Source organism: Bradyrhizobium sp. LB13.1 (assembly GCF_054056815.1).
Window position 1 is genome coordinate 1,164,044 of record NZ_JBSRYQ010000001.1, and the last position, 24,074, is coordinate 1,188,117.

19 protein-coding genes are annotated in these 24,074 nt (G+C 65.6%); 9 read left to right on the forward strand and 10 right to left on the reverse strand.

Going from position 1 to position 24,074, the window contains the following annotated elements; all coding sequences use genetic code 11:
* Position 1 precedes the first annotated feature (1 nt).
* From ACVWYI_RS05460 to ACVWYI_RS05480, 5 genes are all read right to left on the reverse strand, one after another.
* The gene (locus tag ACVWYI_RS05460; protein ID WP_456661435.1) at positions 2-1,327 is read right to left on the reverse strand and encodes an MATE family efflux transporter; all 1,326 of its coding nucleotides are present in this window, start codon (positions 1,325-1,327) and stop codon (positions 2-4) included.
* Position 1,328: 1 nt separating this feature from the next.
* A complete protein-coding gene (locus ACVWYI_RS05465; protein WP_456661436.1) occupies positions 1,329-2,063 on the reverse strand; it encodes an MBL fold metallo-hydrolase in 735 nt (244 codons plus the stop codon).
* A 22-nt stretch (positions 2,064-2,085) separates the two neighbouring features.
* On the reverse strand, positions 2,086-2,388 hold the full coding sequence (locus ACVWYI_RS05470) for a DUF6460 domain-containing protein (protein WP_354053125.1): 303 nt from the start codon (positions 2,386-2,388) through the stop codon (positions 2,086-2,088).
* Between the two features lie 314 nt (positions 2,389-2,702).
* Positions 2,703-4,364, reverse strand: a complete 1,662-nt coding sequence (locus ACVWYI_RS05475; RefSeq protein ID WP_456661437.1) for an ATP-dependent DNA ligase — start codon at positions 4,362-4,364, stop codon at positions 2,703-2,705.
* Positions 4,361-5,398 (reverse strand): ligase-associated DNA damage response exonuclease, encoded by a 1,038-nt coding sequence (locus tag ACVWYI_RS05480; RefSeq protein ID WP_456661438.1) that lies wholly within the window; start codon positions 5,396-5,398, stop codon positions 4,361-4,363. The genes ACVWYI_RS05475 and ACVWYI_RS05480 overlap by 4 nt, the downstream gene beginning before the upstream one ends.
* Before the next feature lie 67 nt (positions 5,399-5,465).
* Between ACVWYI_RS05480 and ACVWYI_RS05485 the strand changes: the two genes are divergently transcribed.
* The 4 genes from ACVWYI_RS05485 (at position 5,466) to pdeM (ending at position 11,339) form a co-directional block, all read left to right on the forward strand.
* Positions 5,466-6,392: a methyltransferase domain-containing protein gene (locus ACVWYI_RS05485; RefSeq protein ID WP_456661439.1), complete on the forward strand. Its 927-nt coding sequence runs from the start codon at positions 5,466-5,468 to the stop codon at positions 6,390-6,392.
* Between the two features lie 116 nt (positions 6,393-6,508).
* Positions 6,509-7,738 carry an ABC transporter substrate-binding protein gene (locus tag ACVWYI_RS05490; protein ID WP_354053307.1) on the forward strand — a complete coding sequence of 410 codons (1,230 nt, stop codon included), beginning with the start codon at positions 6,509-6,511 and terminating at the stop codon, positions 7,736-7,738.
* Between the two features lie 202 nt (positions 7,739-7,940).
* The gene (locus ACVWYI_RS05495) at positions 7,941-10,517 is read left to right on the forward strand and encodes a ligase-associated DNA damage response DEXH box helicase (RefSeq protein ID WP_456661440.1); all 2,577 of its coding nucleotides are present in this window, start codon (positions 7,941-7,943) and stop codon (positions 10,515-10,517) included.
* 123 nt (positions 10,518-10,640) lie between these two features.
* The gene (pdeM, locus tag ACVWYI_RS05500) at positions 10,641-11,339 is read left to right on the forward strand and encodes a ligase-associated DNA damage response endonuclease PdeM (protein WP_456661441.1); all 699 of its coding nucleotides are present in this window, start codon (positions 10,641-10,643) and stop codon (positions 11,337-11,339) included.
* Here pdeM and ACVWYI_RS05505 read toward each other — a convergent pair.
* Complete coding sequence (locus tag ACVWYI_RS05505) at positions 11,336-12,199, reverse strand: LysR family transcriptional regulator (protein WP_456651753.1); 864 nt, start codon at positions 12,197-12,199, stop codon at positions 11,336-11,338. The genes pdeM and ACVWYI_RS05505 overlap by 4 nt on opposite strands.
* 96 nt (positions 12,200-12,295) lie before the next feature.
* On the opposite strand from ACVWYI_RS05505, the gene ACVWYI_RS05510 reads away from it, so the two are divergent.
* Together ACVWYI_RS05510 and ACVWYI_RS05515 are read left to right on the forward strand one after the other, a co-directional pair.
* Entirely contained in the window at positions 12,296-13,210 is a 915-nt protein-coding gene (locus ACVWYI_RS05510; protein WP_456661442.1) for a DMT family transporter, read from the forward strand.
* Positions 13,211-13,221: 11 nt separating this feature from the next.
* A complete protein-coding gene (locus ACVWYI_RS05515; RefSeq protein WP_456661443.1) occupies positions 13,222-14,013 on the forward strand; it encodes an MBL fold metallo-hydrolase in 792 nt (263 codons plus the stop codon).
* A 103-nt stretch (positions 14,014-14,116) separates the two neighbouring features.
* Here the strand turns inward: ACVWYI_RS05515 and ACVWYI_RS05520 are convergent, their stop codons facing one another.
* The 4 genes from ACVWYI_RS05520 to ACVWYI_RS05535 all read right to left on the reverse strand — a co-directional run bounded on the left by ACVWYI_RS05520 (position 14,117) and on the right by ACVWYI_RS05535 (position 20,371).
* On the reverse strand, positions 14,117-14,887 hold the full coding sequence (locus ACVWYI_RS05520) for a TIGR02186 family protein (protein ID WP_456661444.1): 771 nt from the start codon (positions 14,885-14,887) through the stop codon (positions 14,117-14,119).
* Complete coding sequence (locus ACVWYI_RS05525; protein ID WP_456661445.1) at positions 14,884-15,801, reverse strand: sulfite exporter TauE/SafE family protein; 918 nt, start codon at positions 15,799-15,801, stop codon at positions 14,884-14,886. The genes ACVWYI_RS05520 and ACVWYI_RS05525 overlap by 4 nt, the downstream gene beginning before the upstream one ends.
* 316 nt (positions 15,802-16,117) lie before the next feature.
* The gene (locus ACVWYI_RS05530; RefSeq protein WP_456661446.1) at positions 16,118-19,558 is read right to left on the reverse strand and encodes a hypothetical protein; all 3,441 of its coding nucleotides are present in this window, start codon (positions 19,556-19,558) and stop codon (positions 16,118-16,120) included.
* A gap of 222 nt (positions 19,559-19,780) precedes the next feature.
* A complete protein-coding gene (locus tag ACVWYI_RS05535) occupies positions 19,781-20,371 on the reverse strand; it encodes a PadR family transcriptional regulator (protein WP_456661447.1) in 591 nt (196 codons plus the stop codon).
* Between the two features lie 206 nt (positions 20,372-20,577).
* Between ACVWYI_RS05535 and ACVWYI_RS05540 the strand changes: the two genes are divergently transcribed.
* The 3 genes from ACVWYI_RS05540 (at position 20,578) to ACVWYI_RS05550 (ending at position 24,069) form a co-directional block, all read left to right on the forward strand.
* Complete coding sequence (locus tag ACVWYI_RS05540; RefSeq protein ID WP_247448394.1) at positions 20,578-20,961, forward strand: nuclear transport factor 2 family protein; 384 nt, start codon at positions 20,578-20,580, stop codon at positions 20,959-20,961.
* Positions 20,962-20,999: 38 nt separating this feature from the next.
* Entirely contained in the window at positions 21,000-22,790 is a 1,791-nt protein-coding gene (locus ACVWYI_RS05545) for an acyl-CoA dehydrogenase C-terminal domain-containing protein (protein WP_456661448.1), read from the forward strand.
* A 70-nt stretch (positions 22,791-22,860) separates the two neighbouring features.
* Complete coding sequence (locus ACVWYI_RS05550) at positions 22,861-24,069, forward strand: acetyl-CoA C-acetyltransferase (RefSeq protein WP_456661449.1); 1,209 nt, start codon at positions 22,861-22,863, stop codon at positions 24,067-24,069.
* The last annotated feature ends 5 nt before the right edge of the window (positions 24,070-24,074 follow it).

The following is a 24,074-nucleotide window of genomic DNA, read 5'->3' on the forward strand; positions in this document are numbered from 1 at the left end:
GCTACGTCTTCGGAAACGTCCTCCTGAATTGCGCCGGATAGCGCGCGGCCTGCAAGCCGCCGCGCGAGACGTAGGAGGCAATCAGCGCGCTCCACAGTCCGGCATTGCCGAACGATTGCAGCGCCCACCATGCGGCGAAGAAGATCGCGAGCGAGGCCAGCATCAGATTGCGCATCTCGCGCGCCCAGGTCGCGCCGATATAGATGCCGTCGAAGCCGAAGGCGAACACGCCGGGAATGGGTGCAAGCACGACGAACGGCAGGAATTCCCGCGCGCCACGACGGACGGCTTCGCTCGCCGTCATGAAATCGATCAAGCTCGGCCCAAACAGCGCGAACAGCGCGGACACGACCAACGCGAAGCCGAGCCCCCATAGCAGCACCAGCCGGGTCGAATCCGTAAATCCCTTGGCGTCGCGTGCGCCAAGCGTGCGGCCGCAAAGCTGCTGGGCTGCGTTCGCAAGACCGTCGAGGAAGAAGGCGCTGACCAGCAGAAAGTTGTTGAGCACGGAATTGGCGGCCAGCGTGACGTCGCCGGCCCGCGCGCCCTTGGCGGTGAAAAACAGGAACACGGCGATCAGCGCTGCGGTGCGGATCAGGATGTCGGAATTCACCGCCAGCAGCCGCATCAACTTGGCCCGATCGAACAGGGCCGCGTATGGCACCGCGAACCCACCGTCCGCATAGCGGCGGCAGACGATCAGGCCGAGTCCGAATCCGGCCGCTTCAGACAGCAGCGCCGCGATCGCAGCACCCGCGATGCCGGTGTCGTAGACCAGCACCAGCAGGATCGTCGCCGCCGCGTTGACGAGATTGATGACGACCTGGAGCGCGAGCGCCGGATTGGCGCGGGCCTGGCCGACCAGCCAGCCGAGGATGACGTAGTTCGCGAGCGCCAGCGGCGCCGACCAGATCCGGATTACGAAGTAGGTTTTCGCCGCGCGCGTGACGCCTTCGCTGCCGCCCATCAGGTTGAACAGCACGGCGGCCAGTGGCAGTTGCAGCACGATCAGCGCTACGCCGATCAGGCCGGCCACGATGAAGCCGCGCACCAGAATAGCGGTCAGCTCGCGCGTCTCGCCGGCGCCCAGCGCTTGCGCCGTGAAGGCGAGCGTGCTCATGCGCAGGAATCCGAACAGCCAGAACAGGCAATCGAAGATGACGGACGCGATGGCGACGCCGCCGAGCAGCGCGGCATCGTCCAGCCGTCCGATCGCGGTGGTCGAGACCACGCCGATCAGCGGCGTGGTGAGGTTCGCGACCATCGCGGGACCTGCGATGGCGAACACCTGGCGGGAGCCGATCCCTAAGTGAACGGGGGCGTGCATGTCAGAACACGAGCACCATGCCGTCTTCGGCGGCGAGATGGGCGATGTCGTCGAGGCGCGACAGCACGTCCTCGCTCATATGGGTGAGGACGAGGCGTTTTGCGCCGATATCCGGCAGATGCTGTTCCAAGGTCTTCAGGCTCAGGTGATTCTTGACCACCTTCTCGTACATATAGGCTTCGGCGATGAAAAGGTCCGCGCCATGCGCCAGCGGAATGAGCGTCTCGGTCCATTCGGTATCGGCGCTGTAGGCCAGCGTGCCGCCCTCGGCCTCGACGCGATAGGCGAGGAAGGGACCGCCGGATTCGCCGTGCACGACGGGGTAGGGCGTCACCGTCACCGCGCCGAAGCTTCGGCTCTGCTCGGGCGCGAGCTCGACGACGGACAGCTCGAAGCGCTGTTTCGTCTTCGATGAGTGCTCGAACAGAGCCTCCATCACCGCACGCAGCCGCGTCTCGATGCCTTTGGGGCCGGCGATCGTGAGCGGCCGCGTCCGCCGCGAGAATTGCGCGTCGAGCAGGACAAACGGCAGCCCGGCAAAATGGTCGCCGTGGAAATGCGTGATCAGGATGAGATCGATATCATTGCGGTCGATATCGAGTCGCTTCAGCGCCGGCAGAGCCGACGCGCCGCAATCGATCAGGAAGTTGGCTTCGCGCCCCGAGACGTGGAAGCAGGTGTTGAGCCTGCCGCCGGATCCGAAGGCGTCGCCGCAGCCGACAAAGCGCAATTGCATTGGCTGCTGGCTCCCCAAGTCCTTATCTGCGCGGCGTGCCGAAAACGCGCATCAGCAGCCAGATCGGGATCACGATGACGGCGCCGAGCAGGAAGTAGCGCCACAGCCAGTTCACGGTGTCGAAGCCGAGATCCCACAAGCGCTGGAACAAGAGACGAATGCTGGTGATGATATTCCAGGGATCGAAACCGATCGCCGCCAGCACGACGCCGACGAGGATCGAGAGCAGGACCAGGCGAAACGCGACCGCCAGCGGCGAGCCGCCGAGAAAGCGGTTCAGGCCATCCGTGCGGCCGGCCGGCAAATCTCTGACGTCGTGAGCCATCTCAAACTCCTTGGGCGGATTCGACCGTATCATAGGGCACGGCGGGGGACATGGGGAACCCGCAACGACGCGTCAATCGGCTTACGGGATTTTAATTCGGGCGGGCGGGTTCGCCTTGGTTGTGGGATGATCGTGCCGCAGGCTCGCTGCAACCTCTCCCGCTTGCGGGAGAGGTCGCGCCGAAGGCGCGGGTGAGGGCTCTCGCCTCTTGGGGAATCCCACTGCGGAGCTACTCTCACCCCAACCCTCTCCCGCAAGCGGGCGAGGGGGCGCGCTGCCTTCTTGGTGGCGCTCGGGCCGATCTCCGTCTCCCCTCACGCATCAACCTCTGCCGCCTCCGCTTTCAGCATCTTTTCCAGCGTTTCCAGCCGATCGGCCTCCCGCGGCGGCTTGTCCCAGCGCAGGCGGCTGATGCGGGGAAAGCGCATCGCGACGCCGGATTTGTGCCGCGGCGAGCGCTGCAGCCCCTCGAAGGCAACCTCCAGCACCAGCCCCTTGTCGCCCTCGTGCACGACGTGGCGGACGGGGCCGAATTTTTCGGTGGTATGACGACGCACGAAGCGGTCGATCTGCAACAGCTCCTCGTCGGTGAAGCCGAAATAGGCCTTTCCGACCGGCACCAGCTCGTCGCCGCCCGCGCCTGCGGTCCAGACGCCAAAGGTGTAGTCGGAATAATAGGACGAGCGCTTGCCGTGACCGCGCTGCGCATACATCAGCACGGCGTCGATGATGTGCGGGTCGCGCTTCCACTTCCACCATTGGCCCTTCGGCCGTCCCGGCAAATAGGGCGCATCGCGCCGCTTCAGCATCACGCCTTCGACGGCGTCCGCGTCGTCCCCGGCACCGGCGCCGGCGGGATCGGCGCGTGCGGCGGTGAGCGCCTCCCAGCTCGCAAACGGGACGGTGGGCGAGAGATCGATGCGGGGATCGCCGAGCTTCCCGATGAATGTCTCAAGCCGCTCGCGCCGCTCCGCGAACGGCAACTCGCGCAGATCGTTCTCGTCGTCGCCGAGCAGATCGTAGGCGCGCAGATGAATCGGAAATTCCTTGATCAGCTTCGGAGACACAACCTTGCGGTTGAGCCGCTGCTGCAGAACGTTAAAGCTCTGCACCCGTCCTTCGCGCAGGACCAGAAGCTCGCCGTCGATGGCGCCCGGCAGGCGCAGCGCGGGCACGAGGTCCGGAAAGCTGCCCGTGATGTCCTCGCCGGTGCGCGAATAGAGCCGCGCGGTGATGTGGCCGTGCTCGTCTCGGCCGGCGACTGCCTGAACGCGGATGCCGTCCCATTTCCATTCGGCGATGTAATCGGCCGGATCCAGTGGTGCGAAATCGGTGTCCTCGATCGCATGCGCCAGCATCACGGGGCGGAACGGCGCGGGATCGCGGTTGACCGGCTTGTCGCCGCGGCCTTCCAGCCAGGCAAACAGGTCGAGATAGGGCGGCGCGAGACCGGGCCACATCAGCTCGACCTCATGCGGGTCCTTGTCGCTGAGCGCGGCAGCCGCGGTCTTTGCCAGGCGTGCGGAGATGCCGATGCGCAGAGCGCCGGTAACGAGCTTCAGCAGCGCCCAGCGGCCGGTCTCATCCAGCTCGTCGAGCCAGCGCTCGAGCTGCTTTGGCAGCTCGGTCTTGCCGAGCGTGCGCAGCGTGGTGACGACCTCGGTCAGGGTCGGGGGCGGTGGATTGTTGTGGGCGGCAATCGCCGCTTTCGGCCACATCAGCGCCACCGTCTCCGAGAGGTCGCCGACATAGTCGTAGGACAGCCCGAACAGCACCGGATCGGTGCGCGACGCGATCAGGTCGCGGATCAGCGCGGGCTTGGCGTGCTTGAAGCTGAGCGCGCCGGTCAGCGCGGCCAGTGCATAGCCGCGGTCGGGATCGGCGACCTCGCGAAAATAGCCGGTGATCAGCCGCAGCTTGTTGTTGCGCCCGGGCTCGTAGGCGAGGCGGTCGAGAAGTTCGGCGAAGCGGTTCATGCTTCGGCCTCGTCAGCGAGCGGTGTCTCGGTCTCCTCCTCGTCGCCATAGCCGACGAGATCGAGCGGCTTTGCCCGCAAGCCTTTGCTTTGGCACCAATGCACCAGCGCATCTTCCTGACCATGCGTGACCCAGATCTCGCCGGCGCCGGTTGCGGCGATCGTGGCGGTGAGGCCGCCCCAATCGGCGTGATCCGAAATCACCAGCGGCAGCTCGATGCCACGCTGCCGCGCGCGAGCGCGCACCCGCATCCACCCCGAGGCGAATGCCGTGACCGGATCGGGAAACCGCCGCGTCCAGATATCCGAGGTCGCCGAAGGCGGCGCCAGCGTGATCGTGCCGGCAAGCGCCGCCTTTTTCACGCCCTTCACCGGCCGCAACTCGCCGAGCGCGATCCCGCGGCTCTGATAGTAATGCGTGATGTTATCCATCGCGCCATGCAGATAGATCGGCGCGTCGTAGCCCGCTTGGCGCAGCAGCGCGATCACGCGTTGCGCCTTGCCGAGCGAATAGGCGCCGACGAGATGCGCGCGCTCCGGAAACAGCGCCACCGACGCCAGCAGCTTCTTCACCTCGTCGGCGGCGTCGCCATGGCGAAACACCGGCAGCCCGAACGTCGCCTCGGTGATGAAGACGTCGCAGGCAACCAGCTCGAACGGCGTGCAGGTCGGGTCGGGCGCGTCCTTGTAGTCGCCGGAGGCGACGATGCAGGTGTCCTTGCAGGTGACCGCAATCTGCGCCGAGCCCAGCACGTGGCCGGCCGGATGGAATTTCACCCTGATATCGCCGAGCCGGATCTCCTCGCCATAGCGGATCGCCTGCGTCGAGCCGGCAAAATTCTCGCCATAGCGCAGCCGCATCATGTCCAGCGTTTCCTGCGTCGCCAGCACCGCGCCGTGGCCCGCGCGGGCATGGTCGGAATGGCCGTGGGTGATCACGGCGCGTTCGACCGGCCGGATGGGGTCGATGTGGAAGCCGCCGGGCTTGCAGCACAGGCCGCTCGCGACGGGCAGCAGGATGTCTTGCGGACGCATGCCTGTTATATAGGTTGCGCCACCGCCTGTTCGAGTCACCCGCCCGCTTCGCTTTCTGGTTCCCCCAATGCCCCTGCGCCTGTTCCTGACCTCCGGCGATCTCATGGCCGACCGCCGCTTCGAATTCGCGCGCGACCTCCAGCTCAAGGGCGATCTGCCTGCCGCCGCCGACCTGCTCGAGCAGACGATCGAGCTTGCGCCGAATTTCACCTCGGCCTGGTTCACGCTCGGCGAAATCCGCGTGCAGCTCGGTGAGCGCGACAAGGCCATTGCGGCCTTTCGAAAATCGCGCGAGTGCGATGCGAGCGATCAGCATGGCGCCCACCTGCATCTGATACGCCTCGGCGCCGCGCAATTGTCCGAGATGCCAAAGGCCTACGTGCAGGCCTTGTTCGATCAGTACGCGCCGCGCTTCGAGCATGTCCTGATCAACGATCTCGACTATCGCGCACCGTCGCTGATCTTCAAGGCAGTGGTGGCTGCCCGCGTCGCCGCGAAGAAGCCCGCCCTGTTCAAGCGCGCCATCGATCTCGGATGCGGTACGGGGCTGGCGGCCGCGGCCTTCGCAAAGCAGGTCGATCATTTCATCGGCATCGATCTGTCGCCCGGCATGATCAAGGAGGCGCGAGCCACCGCCCTCTATGCCGAGCTCGAAGTCGCCGACATGATCGAAGGCCTGCGCGCCAAGAGTGACGCGAGTGCAAACCTCGTCGTCGCTGCCGATGCGTTCGTCTATCTGCCCGATCTCGCGCCGGTGCTCAGCGAAGCCAGGCGCGTGCTCGCGCCCGGTGGCGTGCTCGCCTTCACGCTGGAGACGCATGACGGCAGCGGCATCGTTCTCGGCGAAGGCCTGCGCTATGCCCATTCGGCGGAATATGCGCGCGATGTGCTGGCGAAGGCCGGCCTCAAGCTCCTCACCCTGGAGCCGGCCTCGCCACGCATCGAGAACAACGAGCCGGTGCGCGGCCTTGTCGTGGTCGCCGAGAAAACTTGAGTCTAGGCGCTATACGCGACGCTTTGAACGTCATTGCGTCGCAAAGCTGTGACTTCCCGCTTGCGAGCCGTGCGGCGATGCCAGCACAATGCGCGCGCCAAGGGAGAAACAAAACAATGACCAGGAATCCATCGCGGCGCGATTTCAGCGCCGCCGCGCTTGCGACCATCGCGGCATCCACCTTGCCCGCGCCCTACGTCTGGGCCGCGGAGAAGAAATACGATGCCGGTGCCAGCGACACCGAGATCAAGATCGGGCAGACCGTGCCGCATTCCGGCCCCGGCTCGCTCTACGGCGTGCTCGGGCGGATCGGCGAGGCCTATTTCCAGATGCTGAACGAGAAAGGCGGCATCAACGGACGCAAGGTCAAATTCCTGACCATGGACGATGCCTACAGCGCACCGAAATGTGTCGAGGCGACGCGGCGCCTGGTCGAGCAGGAGGAGGTGCTGGCGCTCTACGGCTCGCTCGGTACCGCGCCGCAGACGGCCGTGCACAAATATCTGAACTCAAAGGGCGTGCCGCAGCTTTTGCTCAACACTGGCGCCTCCAAGTGGAACAATCCGAAAGAGTTCAAATGGACGATGGCGGGCCTGCCGCTCTATCCGACGGAAGCGCGCATCCTGGCGCGGCACGTCCTCAGCGTGAAGCCGAATGCCAAGGTCGGCATCCTCTACCAGAACGACGATTTTGGCCGCGACTTCCTCGGGCCCTTCAAGAAAGTCTTGGAAGACTCCGGCGGCACCGCAAAGGTGATCATGGAGCAGACCTACGATCTCACCGATCCGACCGTCGATTCCCAGCTCATCAATCTCTCGAAGTCGGGCGCCGACGTCTTCTACAACATCTCCACCGGCAAGGCGTCGTCGCAGTCGATCCGCAAGGTCGCCGAGCTCGGCTGGAAGCCGCTGCAGCTGCTGTCGGCCGGATCCACCGGCCGCTCGATCCTCAATGCCGCGGGGCTGGAGAACGCCACCGGCATCGTCGCGATCCGTTATTCCAAGGATGCCGGCCCCGGCCCCTGGGAGAACGATAAAGATGTGATCGCGTTCGAAACGCTGCGCAAGAATTACCTGCCGAGCGTCGATCCCGACAACACCATCGCCTATGCCGGTTACGGCCAGGCGGTGACCATGGGCGAGATTCTGCGCCGCTGCGGCGATGAGCTCACGCGCGAAAGCGTGCTCAAGCAGGCCGCGAACCTCAACGGCTTCCACTCGCCGTTCTTCCTCGACGGCGTCAATTACAACTACACGCCCGGCGACTACACACCGATGAAGACGCTCTATATCTCGACCTTCAACGGCAAGGATTGGGCCGTGTCCGACAAGCCGGTGACGGAGTAGGGGGTCTCCGCGAATGCGCGGAGCGTTGAATCGGCGGTAGCTCCACACTCGTCATGCCCGGGCTTGTCCCCGGGCATCCACGTCTTCGCTTCCGTGTGGTAAGAACGTGGATGGCCGGGACAAGCCCGGCCATGACGCCTGTAGGCGCATCCTGCCCACCCACCCCTCGACGAACCCACCCCCACGGCTTACCTGTGATGCCGTGCCGCCTCGTATCCTCAAATCTCCGGCCGAGCCGGCCGCGCTGTTGCCCGACCACTTCCAGGCGTGGTTCGCAGCCCGCGGCTGGTCGCCGCGCGCGCATCAATTGGCGCTGCTGGAGAAGGCGCGCGAGGACCGGTCCGCACTGCTGATCGCACCGACCGGCGCCGGCAAGACGCTGGCGGGATTTTTACCGACGCTGGTGGAGCTGAGTGCTGCGCCCAAAGCTTCGGCGAAATCGGTGGTCTCCACCGGCCGCACCCTGCAACGCAGCGGCGGCCTGCACACCCTCTACATCTCCCCGCTCAAAGCACTCGCGATCGACATCGCACGCAATCTGGAGCGGCCGGTCGCCGAGATGGCGCTGCCGATCAAGATCGAGACCCGCACCGGCGACACGCCGACGTCGCGGCGCCAGCGGCAGCGGCGCTATCCGCCGGACATTCTGCTGACGACGCCCGAACAGCTCGCGCTGCTGCTCTCCTCCGACGACGCGCCGTTCCTGTTCTCCTCGCTGAAGCGCATCGTGCTCGACGAGCTGCATGCGCTGGTGACCTCCAAGCGCGGTGATCTTCTCTCGCTTGGGCTCGCGCGGTTGTGGCGATTGGCGCCGCAGATGCGGGCGATCGGCCTGTCGGCGACGGTGGCCGAGCCGGAATCGCTGGCGCGCTTCCTGGTGCCGCAGCCCGGCGGCAAGGAAGCGGCGGCCGAGATCGTCATCGCCGGCGGCGCGGCGCCGCCGCTGGTCGAGATGATGGATACGCGCGAACGTCTGCCCTGGGCCGGTCACAGTGCGCGCCATGCGCTTCCCGAGATCTACGAGCTGATCAAGGCGAACAAGACCACGCTGGTCTTCGTCAACACCCGCAGCCAGGCCGAGATGCTGTTCCAGAATCTCTGGAGCATGAACGATGACAACCTTGCAATCGCCCTGCATCACGGCTCGCTCGATGTCGCGCAGCGCCGCAAGGTCGAGGATGCGATGTCGGCGGGAAAATTGCGCGGCGTGGTCTGCACCTCCTCGCTCGACCTCGGCGTCGACTGGGGCGACGTCGATCTCGTCGTCAATATCGGCGCGCCGAAGGGGGCCTCGCGCCTGATGCAGCGCATCGGCCGCGCCAACCACCGCCTTGATGAAGCCTCGCGCGCGGTGCTGGTGCCGGCGAACCGCTTCGAGGTGCTGGAGTGCCGCGTCGCCATTGACGCCATCGCCGAGAATGCACAGGACACGCCGCCGCTGCGCACCGGTGCGCTCGACGTGCTGGCCCAGCACGTGCTCGGCTGCGCCTGCGGCGAGCCGTTTCTCTCCGACGAACTCTACGACGAAGTGCGCACCGCGGCGCCCTACGCCGATCTCACGCGGCAGGATTTCGACGACGTCGTCGATTTCGTCGCCTCCGGCGGCTACGCGCTGAAAACCTACGAGCGCTTCGCGCGCATCAAGCAGGACAAGCAGGGTCGCTGGCGCGTCGCCAATCCAAAGGTGCGGCAGAGCTACCGGATGAATGTCGGCACCATCGTCGAGGACGACATGCTGAAGGTGCGGCTGGTGCGATCGCGCGGCGGCGGCCAGGGAAAAGCAGGCGGGTCAACGGGCGTGATCGCCCGCGGCGGCAGGTTGCTCGGCGAGATCGAGGAAGCCTTCATCGAGGGCCTCAGTCCGGGCGACACTTTCGTGTTCAGCGGCGAGGTGGTGCGCTACGAGACCCTGGTCGAGGACCAGGTCTACGTCTCGCGCGCCAACGACAAGGACCCGAAAGTGCCGTCCTATATGGGCGGCAAGTTTCCGCTCTCGACCTATCTTGCCGAACGCGTGCGTCGCCTGCTCGATGACGCGCGCGCGTGGGGCGCGTTGCCGGAGCAGGTGCGCGACTGGCTGTCACTGCAAAAGGACGTCTCCCGCGTACCGGCGGTACGCGAGCTGTTGGTCGAGAGTTTTCCCCGCGCCAACAAGCATTACATCGTCTGCTACCCGTTCGAAGGCCGTCTCGCGCATCAGACGCTCGGCATGCTCTTGACGCGCCGGCTGGAGCGGGCCCGCGCGCGGCCGCTCGGCTTCGTCGCCAACGAATATGCGATCGCGGTCTGGGCGCTCGGCGACATGTCCTTCATGATCCGGGACGGCAGGATCGACCTTGACGCGCTGTTCGATCCCGACATGCTCGGCGACGACCTCGAAGCATGGCTCGCCGAATCCGCTCTTATGAAACGTACGTTCCGCAATTGCGCGATCATCTCCGGCCTGATCGCGCGCCGGCATACCGGCGAGGAGAAGAGCCGCCGCCAGGTGCTGTTCTCGACCGATCTCGTTTACGACGTCCTGCGAAAACACCAGGCCGATCACGTGCTGTTGCGCGCCGCGCGAGCGGATGCCGCCACTGGCTTGCTCGATCTGCGCCGTCTCAGCGATATGCTCACCCGCATACAGGGCCGCATCACACATCGGGAACTCGACCGTGTCTCTCCGCTCGCCGTCCCCGTGATGCTGGAAATCGGCCGCGAGTCAGTTTATGGCGAAGCTGGAGACGAGCTCTTGGCGGAGGCCGCCGACGAGCTCGTCAAAGAGGCGATGTCGTAGACAGTCAGCAAGAATGTATTTTCGGGGCGCAACTTCATCCACACCGTCATGCCCGGGCTTGGCCCGGGCATCCACGTCTTTGTCTCTGCGGCAAGAACGTGGATGGCCGGGACGAGCCCGGCCATGACGGAGCAAGCGGCATTTTCGGTGACGACGACGCGCAGCGTCGAGGTCGCAGGCGTGTCGCTGCATGCCGATCTTTCCGGCGCACTGTTCTGGGAAGAGCAGCGCATGCTCGTCGTCTCCGATCTGCATCTGGAAAAAGGTTCCAGCTTCGCCATGCGCGGCGTGCTGCTGCCGCCTTACGACACCATCGCGACGCTCGGCCGGCTCGCTGCTGTCATCTCCCGCCATAATCCCCGAATCGTCATCGCGCTCGGCGACAGTTTTCATGATCGCACTGCACATGGACGGCTGTCGGCGGACGATCGCGACGCGGTCGCCGCCTTGCAGGCCGGCCGCGACTGGATCTGGATCTCAGGCAATCACGATCCGGCGCTGCCGCATGATCTCGGCGGCACCGTCGCCGACGAAGTCGCGATCGGCCCGATCACCTTCCGCCATGAGCCGACCGGCGCGTGCGGCGAGATCGCCGGCCATCTGCATCCCAAGGCCCGTGTCTCCGCGCGCGGCCGCTCGATGGAGCGCCGCTGCTTCGCGTCCGACGGGATGCGCGCCGTGATGCCCGCCTTCGGCGCCTATGCCGGCGGCCTCAGCATCCGCGATGCCGCGTTCGCAAAAATCTTTCCAAGGAACGGTTTTGTCGCGCACCTGCTCGGCGATCGCCGCGTCCACGCGATCGCGGCGTCACGGTGCAGCTAAGCCGCCTTCGCCTGCACGTCATCGCAAAACTCCGCAAGACGATCCGCCAGCCGTAGCGTCGCTGGACTGGCGCCGGGCGCGGCCATCAGCGCCATTTCGGTCCGGTTGATCGGCGCAAAACCATCCTTCGCCGTCAGCACGCGGTGGTCGGACTGGATCGCCATCTCCGACAGGATGCTCAGCCCCATGCCGGCGGCGACGGCGGCCTGGATGCCGGCGAGGCTCGATGAGGTGTAGGACATGTGCCAGATGCGGCCCGCGCTTTCCAGCGCGTGGATGGCGCCGGCGCGGTAAAGGCAGCCGAGCGGAAAGCCGATCAACGGCACCGAGGCGACGTCGGCATGGATAGGATGGCTCTTGCTCGTGACCCAGTGCACCTGCTCCGGCCACACCGCAATTGCGCCCTTCGCACCGGCCTCGCGCTTGAACAGCGCCAGATCCAGTTCGCCGCGATCGAGGTCGCGCGACAGGTTCTTGCTCTGGTCGGCGCGCACATCGAGCCGCAGGCCCGGACGCGAGCGCGAAAATGCGCCAAGCAGTTTCGCCAGCCGATATGCCGCAAAATCCTCGGGGATGCCGAGCCGGATCGCGCCTTCGCCGTCGGGCTGGCTCAGCACGTCGCGCGCCTCCTCGGCGAGCGATAACAGCCGCCGCGCGTAGGACAGCAACCGCTCGCCGGCCTCGGTCGGACGCACGTCCTTGCCGTCGCGGTGCAGCAGCACCTGGCCGACATCCTCCTCCAGCCGCTTGATCTGCTGGCTGACGGTCGATTGCGTGCGGTGGACGCGCTCCCCGGCGCGGGTGAAGCCGCCGGAATCGACCACCGAGACGAAGCTGCGCAGGAGCTCCAGATCGAGCATGGATGTCTCCATTCGAAAATCAACTGAGGGGTAGTTAATCATTTAATTTCCAAATGACAAGCCGGGTTCCTAGATCGAGGGCTCAGGAGATTCCACATGTCGCTCGCCCCCTCGCTTGCCGTCCCGCGCAGCCGTTTCAACACGCTGCCCTTCGCTATCGGCCTGTTCTGCCTGCTCTGGAGCTACGCCTTCGTCGCCGGCAAGATCGGCGTGACCCATTGCCCGCCGCTGATCCTGCTCGCCGCGCGCTTCTCGCTCGCCGGCATCTTGATCCTTGGCGCCACGCTGATCCGCGGCGACGACTGGTCGCTGTCCTGGCGCGATGCCGCCATTTTCGCAGTGCTCGGCATCGCCAACAACGCGCTCTATCTCGGCCTCGGCTACACCGGACTGCAATCGGTTTCGGCTGGCCTCGGCGGCCTGATCGTGTCGGCCAATCCGGTGTTCACGGCGGCGCTCGCCGCGCTCCTGCTCGGCGAAGGCATGACGTGGCGCAAGGCGAGCGGCCTCCTGCTCGGCATCGTCGGCGTGACCTTGATCGTCTGGCATCGGCTGTCGGTCGGCACTGACTCACTGCACGGCATCATGTTCACGCTGGCCTCGCTCGCCTCCATCGTCGCCGGCACGATCCTGTTCAAGCTGCTCGCGCCGAGGGGCTCGTTGTGGATCGGCAATGGCGTGCAGAATCTTGCCGCCGGGATCGTGCTGACGCCGGTCGCGCTGACCTTCGCCGACGTTCATGCCATCGACTTTACGCCGGGCCTGATCGGCGCTTTCGCCTTCCTCGTGCTCGGCGGCTCGATCCTCGCCTACTGGCTCTGGTTTCATCTCCTGAAAGTGTGTGGCGCAACGGCTGCCAGCGCTTATCATTTCCTGATGCCGCCGCTCGGCATGTTGTTCGCGTATCTCGTGCTCGCCGAGCATGTCGAGGCCCGCGATCTGCTCGGAATCATTCCAGTGGCGCTCGGGATCTATCTGGTGACGCGGCCTGCCGCGAAGCCTGTGTCGTAGGAGGAGTTCTTATGCCCATTTCCATTACCCTGATCGGCGGTCCCACCGCGCTGATCGAGATCGACGGCTTCCGCTTGCTCACCGATCCGACTTTCGACGACGCAAATACCGCCTATCAGCTGCCGCATGTGAAGCTGGAGAAGACAATCGGCCCTGCGCTCAAGGCCGATGCAATCGGCCCGATCGATGCGGTCCTGCTCAGCCACGACCAGCATTCGGACAATCTCGACAATTCCGGCCGCGAGTATCTCAAGCACGCAAAGCGCGTCCTGACCACAGAAGCCGGCGCCAAGCGCCTCGGTGGCCAATTCGAAGGCCTGCATGTCGAAGGCCTGGTGCCGTGGGGCACGACGCATCTGAAAGATCGTGACGGCAATTCGCTGACGATCACCGCGACCCCGGCGCGTCACGGCCCGGCCGGCATCGAGCCGCTGTCAGGCGACGTCATCGGCTTCGTGGTGTCGTCGAGCCGGACCGACACAACCTCAGTCTATATCAGCGGCGATACCACCTGGTTCGATGGCGTCGCCGAGGTCGCACGCCGATTCAAGTGCGGCGTGGTGATGCCTTTCGCGGGCGCTGCGCAAACGCGCGGGCCGTTCCATCTCACCATGGACACCAACGACACCATCGAGTCCGCGCGCGCCTTCCCCGATGCGATGATCGTGCCGGTGCATACGGAGGGCTGGGCTCATTTCCGCCAGAACAGCGAGGATCTGCGCAAGACCTTCGACGCGCTCGGCTTCGGGACGCGGTTGCGATTGCTGGAGCCCGGCGTGCCGACGGTGGTGCAGGCGCCGTAGCTAGCACCACAGCCGTCATTGCGAGCGAAGCAAAGCAATCCAGAATCCCTCCGCGGCGGCAGCCTGGATTGCTTCGCTGCGCTCGCAATGACGGAGAATGCAGTCAATCCTTCCGAAATACGATCGAGGCCATCCAGCCCGTCATCAGCGCCATCGCGGCGGTGATGAGGCCGTAGATCAGCCCGTTCTGCCGCGCGGTGGTGGCGACGAACTGCTCGAAGCCGACCTTGACGATCTCGAACGCGGTCTCTGTCTTGCCGACGAACGCGCCGTCGGCAAACAACTTGATCTCGACCTGGTAGGTGCCGATCGGCACCTCCGCCGGCAGTGGAATGCCGGTGCGGAACAGCGTCGGTGTCAGGAACGTCACCGCGCTCGGATCCTCGCGATAGAGCCCGCGCTCGGTGCGCAGGCGAATGAAGGCCGAGCGGAACGCGTCGTTCGGCACCACGTCGGCGTAGTCGCCGCTGACGCGTTGGGTCAGCCGCACGTTGTTGAGCCCGATCTGCTGTCGCCGCGCGACCTCGGGCGAGGTGATCGCCTCGAACGAGCGGTTGGCGAACAGCGCGAGATAACTCGGCACCTCCAGGAACTGACGGTAGTCGGTGTTGATCCAGATCCCGAAGGTGCGCTCCTTGCGCCGCGTCACCATATCGGCGCGCGGGCCCATCACGGTGACGACGAGATCGTAGCTCTTGCGGTCGGCGGGCGTGGTGGCGTCCTTCTCGACCGAGCCGAACAACACCAGCTCCTCGCCGGAATAGTTCGGCGTCACCGTGACACGATGGTTGGAGACCGACACGATCAGCCGCTCGGCGCGTGCGGCGGAGCCGAGCAGCAGGACAAGCAGGACTGCGAGAGCTGCGCGCATCATCCGTTCACCCCCAGCTCGCGGATGGTGAAGAGGTCCTCGGGCCGGATCACCAGCTCGATGGCGAAGCGAACACCGACCGAGAGGATTAGCAGTCCGAGCAGCAGCCGCAGCTGCTCGCCGCGGATCTTCTGGCCGGCGCGGGCGCCGAACTGCGCACCGGTGACGCCGCCGACCATCAGGATCAGCGCCAGCACCGCGTCGACGAGGTGATTGGTCGCCGCGTGCAGCAAGGTCGCAAACAGCATCGTGACCAGCGTCAGGATCATCGACGTGCCGATCACCGTCGAGGTCGGCACCCGCAGCAGATAGATCATGATCGGCACCAGGATGAAGCCGCCGCCGATGCCCATGATGGCGCCGATGAAGCCGATCACGATGCCGACGATCACGACCGGAATCACCGAAAGGTAGATCTTGGAGCGCTTGAACCGCATCTTCAGCGGCAGCCCGTGGATCCAGTTATGCGTGCGCCGTGGCGGCACCGCGCCGCGCCGGGTCCGTAGCAGGGCGCGCAGGCCTTCGGAGAACATCAGGCTGCCGACGGTGGTGAGCAGCACGACGTAAGACAGTGCGATCATCAGATCGAGTTGCCCGAGCGCGCGCAGTTGCGTGAAGGTCCACACGCCGAGCGCCGTCCCGGTCACGCCGCCGCATAACAGGACGCTCGCCAGCGCCGGGTCGATTGCGCGCCGCCGCCAATAGGCGAGGGCTCCGGAAAAGGACGAGGCCGCGATGTGGCTCGCGACGGAAGCGACCGCGACCGCCGGCGTGATGCCGATGAAGATCAGCAGCGGCGTCATCAGAAAGCCGCCGCCGATCCCGAACATGCCGGAGACGAAGCCGACCGCCGCGCCCATCGCCAGCACCAGGAAGACGTTGACCGGAAGATCGGCGATCGGGAGATAGAGCTGCATCGAAGGACCACGCTCCGGCGAAAACGGATCGATTGCCGCGTCCCTCAATAGCCGAATTCGCCGGCGGGAGTGATCAGGAATTTTGGGCGTGGTGAATGGGCGCGGCTAGCGCGCGAGGCAAATGAGACTTGATTGCTGCGGAGAAAGTGCGCTCCCTCTCCCGCTTGCGGGGGAGGGTCGGGGAGGGGGTGTCTCCGCAGTAAGTCTCCCCAAGAGGACAGAGCCCTCACCTGGCGCTACGCGCCGACCTCTCCCGCAAGCGGGAGAGATGCACCGAGCCAGTGGCCCGCTTGGTTCAATCTAATGCTAATTCGCTTCAACGCACCGCTGACGCCGAGCGCTTGCTCGCGACCGGCTTCGGCGCGGGTTTTGCGGCTGCCTGTGGCGCGCTGTCCCAGCCGCCGGCCGGTGTCGCGACATTGACGGCATCATCAGGTTGCGGCTCGGCGCTGAACGTCTGAATTGCGAGCTTGGCGGCAGCGAGCGATTGCGGGTCGAGCCGCTTGGCGACATCGTCGCGCTTGCCGGCGGCATCCGCGTCACCCTGGGCGGCCGCGAGGGTGAACCATTTGTAGGATTCGGCGAGGTTCTGTTCGACACCGATGCCGCGGGCATAGAGGATGGCGAGGTTGAACTGGCTGTCGGCGACGCCGCGATCGGCGGCTTTGCGAAACCACTGCGCCGCGCTCTTGTAATTGGCGCCATGTCCCCCGCCATCGGCGTCGAGCACTGCGAGATTGTGCATCGCCTTGGCGTTGCCGCGCTCGGCAGCCTGGGTGTAGTAGCGGCGGGCGATGTCGGCGTCCTTCTTCACGCCGAGGCCCTTCTCGTAGAGCGTGCCGAGGCGGAAGGTCGCCGGCACCACGCCGGCCTGCGCCGCGCGGTCGTACCATTTGGCGGCTTCGTCGTAATTCGCGGCCACGCCCTTGCCTTCGGCAAAGCGCACGCCGAGCTCGTAGGCCGCGTTCGCATCGCCCTTCATCGCCGCGGTACGCAAGCTCGGGCCGCCGATGCCGTCAGGCAGTTTTTCACTCGGCGGCACCTGGATCATCGCGAGTTTCGCGCGGCTCGTGCCCGACAGCGCGCCGGTGACGTCGCTGGTGACAGGCGGCGGGGCTACGGCGGGCACCGGCGGAATTTCAACCGAGGCCGAATTGCCGGCGGGAGCCGGCGCGGCATTGTTCTGGGATTGGCGCCCGATCGGGGTCGGCGAGGTCATCGAGGGCGTGACCTGCTCGGGCGTGGCGGGCTTGTTCTCGACTGGCGGCGCCGCCTGCGGCGCGGGTGCGCTCGACGAATTCTCCATTGCCTGCGGCGACGGCGCCGAGCTGCCGCCATCGAGCAGGTTCATCGCCATCTTGAAGGTGCCGAGCACGATCACGACCACGCTCGCGCCGACCAGCAGCGAGCGGATTTTCGAGGTGATGGTCGAGCCGCCGTCCTTACCGTTGTCCTTGCCCTTGTCCTTGGACCGATCGGCCCCTGCCTTGGCGCCGCGGGCCGGCTTTTCCGGCTGTGCGGCGGCGGCCTGGGCAGCGCGGCGCGCGGCCGCGATGAAGCTCGACGACGACACCGGCTCCTTCGGCGCGGCCGGGATTTCGCTGATTGCGCTTTCCGACGCGGCAATGCGCTCCGACGGCGTGGCGACGCGTGCACCCGGCCGGGTGCCCGGCTCGAGCGGATGATCCGGCGGCAATTCGGGCGCAAGCGCGGCCCGCGTGGGCACCGTATGCGGCTCGAGGATTTCGCTGATCGCGCGGGGCGGAACGGGCGGCGCGATCGGCATCGGCGGCGGCGCGGCCGGTGCAGCGGCGTGGAATTCGCGCGGCGCGGCGACGAAGGCAGCTTGCGCGGCGGCGGGATTGGGCAGTTCCGGCTTCGGATCGTATTTCGGCGGTTGTTGCTGCGGCCGCGGCTCGCGCGCCATCGGCGCGGGCTCCATCGGAGCGGCCATCGGCATCGGCATCGGCATCGGCGCCGCGGCCGGCGGCGCGGTGCGCACATTGCGCAGATCGCCCTCGATCATCGAGAGACGATCGACGACGTGGCCGAGTGCGTTGTGGACGGCCTCCAGCGAATCCTGGGTGCTGCGGTTGGTCTCGGCCTGGCTGAAGCGGATGTCGGAGAGCTCGCGCTTGACGATATCGACCATTCCGGATTCGGCCGGCGCGGAGCTGCGGCTCTCGGCCAGCGCGGAATAGGTCGCTTGCTGCCGTTCCAGGTGCCGCAGGATGTCGTGCAACCCGTCCTCGACGCGGCTCAAATTGCCGTTGCGCGGATCGGAGGCGGTCTCGATCCGCTCCAGCAGATACGAGACCCGCTGTTCGAGATGAGCGAAGGTCGAAGCCGAATCGTTGCCGACCTGCATGCGGTCGAAACGGTCCGACAGCGCGCGGATCGCATCTTCCAGATGCTCGCTGCTTTCGGACGGCTGAGGCCGCTCGCGCGTTTCCAGCGCGGCGGTGAGCGCCGCGATGCGCTGCTCCAGCACCGCAAAGCTATCGCCGGAGCCGGACGAGCGGGTGACCTGGTCGACCTTGGACGACAGCAGCTGCACGTCGTCCGAGAGCCGTGCCAGCGCTTCGTTGGAGGCGACGTTGGAGACGATGCCGCGCAGCGCCGAGATCGCGCCTTCGAGCTGGCGGACCGTCGAGGGATCGTCATTGGCGCGCAGGATCAGATCGAGCTTGGCGCCGAGATTGCGGATCGCCTCGTCATAGCCGGTGAGCTGCTCGGCCGGCGTCAGCGTGCGCAGCACCTGCTTGATCTCGGACAGCGCGTGCTCGATGCCGGACAGGACCTGCCCGTCGGTGCCGTTGGAACGCGTCTCGTCGATGCGCCGATGCAGCGAGCGAATCTCGTTCTCGATCGATTCGATCGCGCGGCGCGGCATCGCCTCGGTGATGGCGTTGCGGATCTCCGCAAGTTCGCTGCGGAACGTGTTGATCGCCTGCTCGGTATTGTCGGGGCGCTGCAGCGATTCGATCTGGCTCGTGATCTTGAGCAGATGGCGCTCGAGCGCGGAGAAATCCGGCCCCGGCTGCGGTGGCGGCGGAGCGTAGGCAGGCGCGGGCGGCGCCATCGGGGGCGCGAAAGGAGCTGCCGCAGGCGCGATCGAGGGCGCGGCGCGCGGCGGCATCTGCCGCGGCGCAAAGCCGTCGAGCTCGCTCTGGCGTGCGGTGATCTCGGCGACGGCAACATCGAACGAAGCGGGGCTCAGGGGTGGTGAGTTGCGATAGACCTGCGCTGCAGCGCGCTCGACCGCATCGGCCTGGCGCTGGCGGCTGTCGACGGGAGCGGGGCGCGGGGCCTGTGGCTGCTGCGGTTGAGGCTGCTGCGGCTTTGAGATTTGCGACAGCCGCGCATCGAGGCGCGAGATCGCATCGTTGAGCTGCCGTGCCACGCCCTGCTCGCGCGAGACGTCCGGTCGCGAAGAGTCCTGCCGTGAAGAGTCCTGGCGTGAAGGGTCCTGGCGCGGCGCGGGCTTCGAGATCCGCTCGATCTGCTGGGTGATGGCGTCGAGCCGCTGATGGATGTCGGCGACTTCGCGGCTTTCCTGACTCGGTGCCTGGCTCGGAACGGTCGGAGATTGCGGACGCTGGTCGTAAGGTCCGCGAAAGTTTGGCGGAGCAGTTTCGCCGAGCGTGGAGTTCAGCCAATCGTTGAGTGACATGCCGGCGCGATGCGCAGCAGCTTCGGCCCGCTCCCTGACCGACGGATCGATTCCGTCAACACTCCACGATACGCGCGAATTCATGACTCTGCCCGGTTCCGACTCCGGCGCCCCACCCGGCGCCTCCAGTCTTCCCTCGCGTGCCGGTTGCAAAGACAATCGGATTTGGCGCGGGTCGTCTGCCTCGAAAACCGACTTTTGTCTGTTACGGTAAATAACGGGTTAAGGAACTCGTTGACGGGATCTTAAAGTTGGGCGGGGCCTACCAGCCCAAGGAGCAGGTGCGCTCCCTCCCTCGAAGCCGGTCTAGTCCTTGCCCTCGCGCTTGCCTTCCTCCAGCGGCACCACGGTGCCCTTGCCGCTCGTGGCCGACAGGGCCTCGAGCGCCTCTTCGCAGAAATTGGCCACCATCTGTTCGTGCCGGGCACCGAGCTGAAGCAGGAGCAAATTACCGAGGTCGAGCACGCCCGACGCCGCGCCTTCCGGAAATCGCTTCTTGAGGATCCGCTCGTAATTCTCGCGCCGGTCGCGATGGTGCTCCAGCCGGGCCATCAGATCGGCGCGCAGGGGCTCGATGTCGATGCTGTCGAGCGCATGCAGCCGCACCAGGAGGTCGTCCTTGATCGAGGGCGGCGTGCTTGGCCGCGCGGCCCAGTGCCGCAGCGCTGTTCGGCCCTCGGGAGTCAGCGTATAGATCAGTTTATTGGGTTTGCCTGTTTGCACGACCTCGCGGCCCTGGATGTAGCCGCGGTCGCGCAGCTTGGAGAGCTCGCGGTAGATTTGCTGGTGGTCGGCCTTCCAGAAGAAGCCGATCGAGGAGTCGAATGTCTTGGCAAGCTCGTAGCCCGTCATCGGACGTTCCGTCAGGCATGCGAGGATCGCGTCGCCCAGTGCCATTGCGCCAGCTCCCGTTCGAGATCTCGACCTATTGACTTGACTTTATGCGTGTTGGTGCATATGCGTCAATGTGCATATGGAGGGGCTCAGGTCGGGGTCAAAGACCCGATCCGAAAACCCAGCGGAATCAACCTTATAGCTACTGTGCATGGGCTTGTTTTCGAGTTTTTTGCCAAGGTCTTTGATCCACGGGAGGCATTCTGACAATGACCGGTCTCGACTCCTGGTACGCCTTCATGAAGTCCCACGACGGCAAAGCGCTCTGGGACCTCCTGCATCCCGACGCTGTCTTCGAAAGCCCCGTCGTGCATTCGCCGCAGCGCGGACGCGACATCACCTTCAAATATCTCGCGAGTGCCGAGAAGGTGCTTGGCGGTCCCGGCTTCACCTATGTCGGAGAGTGGACAAGTGAGAGCGGCGCCGTGCTCGAATTCAAGACCCTGATCGACGGCCTCGAGATCAACGGCGTCGACATCATCACCTTCGACGGCGAGGGACGCATCACCCATTTCAAGGTGATGGTGCGGCCGCTCAAGGCGATCAACATGCTGCATCGCCTGATGGCGGAGCAGCTTGCCGCTCAATCATAAAAAATTCCACCACTTCAAATCTATGCCGGGAGAACGCCATGCCGATCTACAAAGCCCCCGTCGAAGACGTGAACTTCCTGCTCAACGACGTCTTCCAGATCGACCGCTATGACAATCTGGCCGGCTTCTCCGACGCGTCGAGCGACGTGCGCGAAGCCATTTTGGGCGAAGCCGCAAAGCTCGCCGAAGAGGTGCTCCAGCCGCTCAATCGTGTGGGCGATCTCGAAGGCTGCAAGCGCGCCGATGACGGCAGCGTCACCACGCCGAAGGGCTTCAAGGACGCGTTCAAGCAGGTCGCCGAGGGCGGCTGGCTCGGCTTGTCGGCCCCGACCGAGTTCGGCGGCCAGGGTCTGCCGGTGACGCTGAGCCAGGCGGTCAACGAATTCCAGATCTCCGCCAACATGGCCTTCTCGATGTATGGCGGCCTCACCATGGGCGCGACAGCGGCGCTGATCGTTCACGGCACGCCAGAGCAGAAGCAGACCTACGTGCCGAAGATGGTGGCGGGCGAGTGGACCGGCACCATGAACCTGACCGAGCCGCATTGCGGCACCGACCTCGGCATGCTCCGCACCAAGGCGGTGCGCCAGGCCGACGGCAGCTTCAAGATCACAGGCACCAAGATCTTCATTTCGGCCGGCGAGCATGACCTCGCCCCCAACATCATCCACCTCGTGCTTGCCCGCATCGAGAGCGCGCCCGCCGGCATCAAGGGCGTGTCGCTGTTCGTGGTGCCGAAATTCATGGTCAACGCCGATGGTTCGGTCGGGACACGCAACGGCGTGGTCTGCGGCTCGATCGAGCACAAGATGGGTATCCACGGCAATTCCACCTGCGTGATGAACTACGACAACGCCATCGGCTGGCTGATCGGCGAAGAGAACAAGGGCATGCAGGGCATGTTCGTGATGATGAACGAGGCCCGCCTCGGCGTCGCCGTGCAGGGTCTCGCGCAGTCCGAGGTCGCCTATCAGAACGCCGTCGCCTATGCGCGGGATCGCATCCAGGGCCGCTCGCTCACCGGCGTCAAGGCGCCGGACAAGCCGGCCGACCCGATCATCGTGCATCCCGACGTGCGCCGCACGCTGCTGTCGATCCGCTCCTTCAACGAGGCCGCGCGCGCCTTCGTGATGTGGACCGCGCTGAAGAGCGACGTCGCCCACCGCTCCGAGGACCCCAAGGACCGCCAGGCCGCCGACGATCACATGGGCCTGATGACGCCGGTCCTGAAAGGCTTCCTGACCGATTACGGCTTCGCCAACGCGGTGCAGGCGCAGCAGATGTATGGCGGCCACGGTTACATCGCCGAGCAGGGCATGGAGCAATTCGTGCGCGATGCCCGCATCGCCATGATTTATGAAGGCGCCAACGGCATCCAGGCGCTCGACCTCGTCGGCCGAAAGCTGCCGCGCGACGGCGGCCGCGCCATCATGGCGTTCTTCGGCGAGGTCATGGCCTTCGCCAAGGAGAACGGCGGCGACGAGGCGATGAAGCCCTTCATCACCCCACTCTCCGCTTCGCTCGGCCATCTCCAGCAGGCCACCACCTGGCTGATGCAGAACGCGATGGCGAAGCCCGACAATGCCGGTGCCGCCGCGACCGATTACCTGAATCTCTTCGGCTTCGTCGCTCTCGGCTACATGTGGGCGAAGATGGCGAAGGTGTCGCAGGTGAAGATTGCCGAGAGCGGGACAACCCCCTATCTCTCGACCAAGCTCGTCACCGGCCGCTTCTTCATGGAGCGGATGCTTCCGGAGACCGCCGCCAATCTTGCGCGCATCCAGGCCGGCTGCGCCACCATCATGGAACTGCCCGCGGAAGCGTTCTGAGGATTTCCGCCCCACGAATGATAGCGACCGCGCGGCGGTCGTAACCAATAACCGCAATCAGGAGGCTCCCATGGCAGATGCCTATATTTACGACCACGTCCGCACCCCGCGCGGCCGCGGCAAGGCGGACGGCGCGCTGCACGAAGTCACCGCGCTCGCGCTTGCGACGGTGCCGCTGAAGGCGCTGAAGGACCGCAATAACCTCCCAAAAGATTCCGTCGATGACGTCATTCTCGGTGTGGTCGATCCCGTCGGCGAAGCCGGCTCCGACATCGCGCGCTTTGCGGCGCTGAAGGCGGGCCTCGGCGAGGCCGTGCCCGGCGTGCAGATCAGCCGCTTCTGTGCCTCCGGCTTGGACGCCGTGAATTTTGCCGCGGCACAGGTGATGAGCGGGCAGCATGAACTCGTGATCGGCGGCGGCGCGGAATCGATGAGCCGCGTCGGCATCGGCGCCTCCGGCGGTGCCTGGCCGATGGACCCGTCAATGGCGGTGCCCTCATACTTCATGCCGCAAGGTGTCTCGGCCGATTTGATCGCCACCAAATACGGTTTCTCGCGCGACGACGTCGACGCCTATGCGGTGCAGAGCCAGCAGCGCGCGGCGAAGTCCTGGGATGAAGGCCGCTTCGACAAGTCGATCGTCCCGGTGAAGGATATCAACGGCCTCACCATCCTCGCCAAGGACGAGCACATGCGTCCGTCGACGACGATGCAGTCGCTGGCGCAGCTGCAGCCGGCGTTCACGATGATGGCGCAGATGGGCGGCTTCGACGGCGTCGCGGTGCAGTCGCACCCGGAGATCGAGCGCGTCAATTACGTGCACCACGCCGGCAATTCGTCGGGTATCGTCGATGGTGCCGGCGCGGTTCTGCTCGGCAGCAAGGACGCCGGCGGCAAATACGGCCTGAAGCCGCGTGCAAGAATCCGCGCCTTCGCCAATGTCGGCTCCGAACCCGCGATGATGCTGACCGGCCCGGTCGACGTCACCGAAAAGCTGTTTGCGCGCTCCGGCATGAAGAAGTCGGATATCGACCTGTTCGAGCTCAACGAGGCCTTCGCCTCCGTCGTGCTGCGCTACATCCAGGCCTTCGACATCGACAACGCCAAGATCAACGTCAATGGCGGTGCGATCGCGCTCGGCCATCCGCTGGGCGCGACCGGTGCGATGATCCTCGGCACCGTGCTCGACGAGCTCGAGCGCACCGACAAGGCGACCGCGCTGGTGACGTTGTGCATCGGCGGCGGCATGGGCACTGCGACCATCATCGAGCGCGTCTAAGGGTA

Excerpts from the sequence above, each read along its gene's own strand:
- ACVWYI_RS05485 (WP_456661439.1), top strand. The coding sequence starts at position 5,466 with ATGCCCCTGCGCCTGTTCCTGACCTCCGGCGATCTCATGGCCGACCGC.
- ACVWYI_RS05480 (WP_456661438.1), bottom strand. The coding sequence starts at position 5,398 with ATGCGTCCGCAAGACATCCTGCTGCCCGTCGCGAGCGGCCTGTGCTGC.
- ACVWYI_RS05540 (WP_247448394.1), top strand. The coding sequence starts at position 20,578 with ATGACCGGTCTCGACTCCTGGTACGCCTTCATGAAGTCCCACGACGGC.
- ACVWYI_RS05465 (WP_456661436.1), bottom strand. The coding sequence starts at position 2,063 with ATGCAATTGCGCTTTGTCGGCTGCGGCGACGCCTTCGGATCCGGCGGC.
- pdeM (WP_456661441.1), top strand. The coding sequence starts at position 10,641 with ATGACGGAGCAAGCGGCATTTTCGGTGACGACGACGCGCAGCGTCGAG.
- ACVWYI_RS05510 (WP_456661442.1), top strand. The coding sequence starts at position 12,296 with ATGTCGCTCGCCCCCTCGCTTGCCGTCCCGCGCAGCCGTTTCAACACG.
- ACVWYI_RS05525 (WP_456661445.1), bottom strand. The coding sequence starts at position 15,801 with ATGCAGCTCTATCTCCCGATCGCCGATCTTCCGGTCAACGTCTTCCTG.
- ACVWYI_RS05545 (WP_456661448.1), top strand. The coding sequence starts at position 21,000 with ATGCCGATCTACAAAGCCCCCGTCGAAGACGTGAACTTCCTGCTCAAC.
- ACVWYI_RS05515 (WP_456661443.1), top strand. The coding sequence starts at position 13,222 with ATGCCCATTTCCATTACCCTGATCGGCGGTCCCACCGCGCTGATCGAG.
- ACVWYI_RS05490 (WP_354053307.1), top strand. The coding sequence starts at position 6,509 with ATGACCAGGAATCCATCGCGGCGCGATTTCAGCGCCGCCGCGCTTGCG.
- ACVWYI_RS05530 (WP_456661446.1), bottom strand. The coding sequence starts at position 19,558 with ATGAATTCGCGCGTATCGTGGAGTGTTGACGGAATCGATCCGTCGGTC.
- ACVWYI_RS05520 (WP_456661444.1), bottom strand. The coding sequence starts at position 14,887 with ATGATGCGCGCAGCTCTCGCAGTCCTGCTTGTCCTGCTGCTCGGCTCC.
- ACVWYI_RS05505 (WP_456651753.1), bottom strand. The coding sequence starts at position 12,199 with ATGCTCGATCTGGAGCTCCTGCGCAGCTTCGTCTCGGTGGTCGATTCC.
- ACVWYI_RS05475 (WP_456661437.1), bottom strand. The coding sequence starts at position 4,364 with ATGAACCGCTTCGCCGAACTTCTCGACCGCCTCGCCTACGAGCCCGGG.
- ACVWYI_RS05460 (WP_456661435.1), bottom strand. The coding sequence starts at position 1,327 with ATGCACGCCCCCGTTCACTTAGGGATCGGCTCCCGCCAGGTGTTCGCC.
- ACVWYI_RS05535 (WP_456661447.1), bottom strand. The coding sequence starts at position 20,371 with ATGGCACTGGGCGACGCGATCCTCGCATGCCTGACGGAACGTCCGATG.
- ACVWYI_RS05550 (WP_456661449.1), top strand. The coding sequence starts at position 22,861 with ATGGCAGATGCCTATATTTACGACCACGTCCGCACCCCGCGCGGCCGC.
- ACVWYI_RS05470 (WP_354053125.1), bottom strand. The coding sequence starts at position 2,388 with ATGGCTCACGACGTCAGAGATTTGCCGGCCGGCCGCACGGATGGCCTG.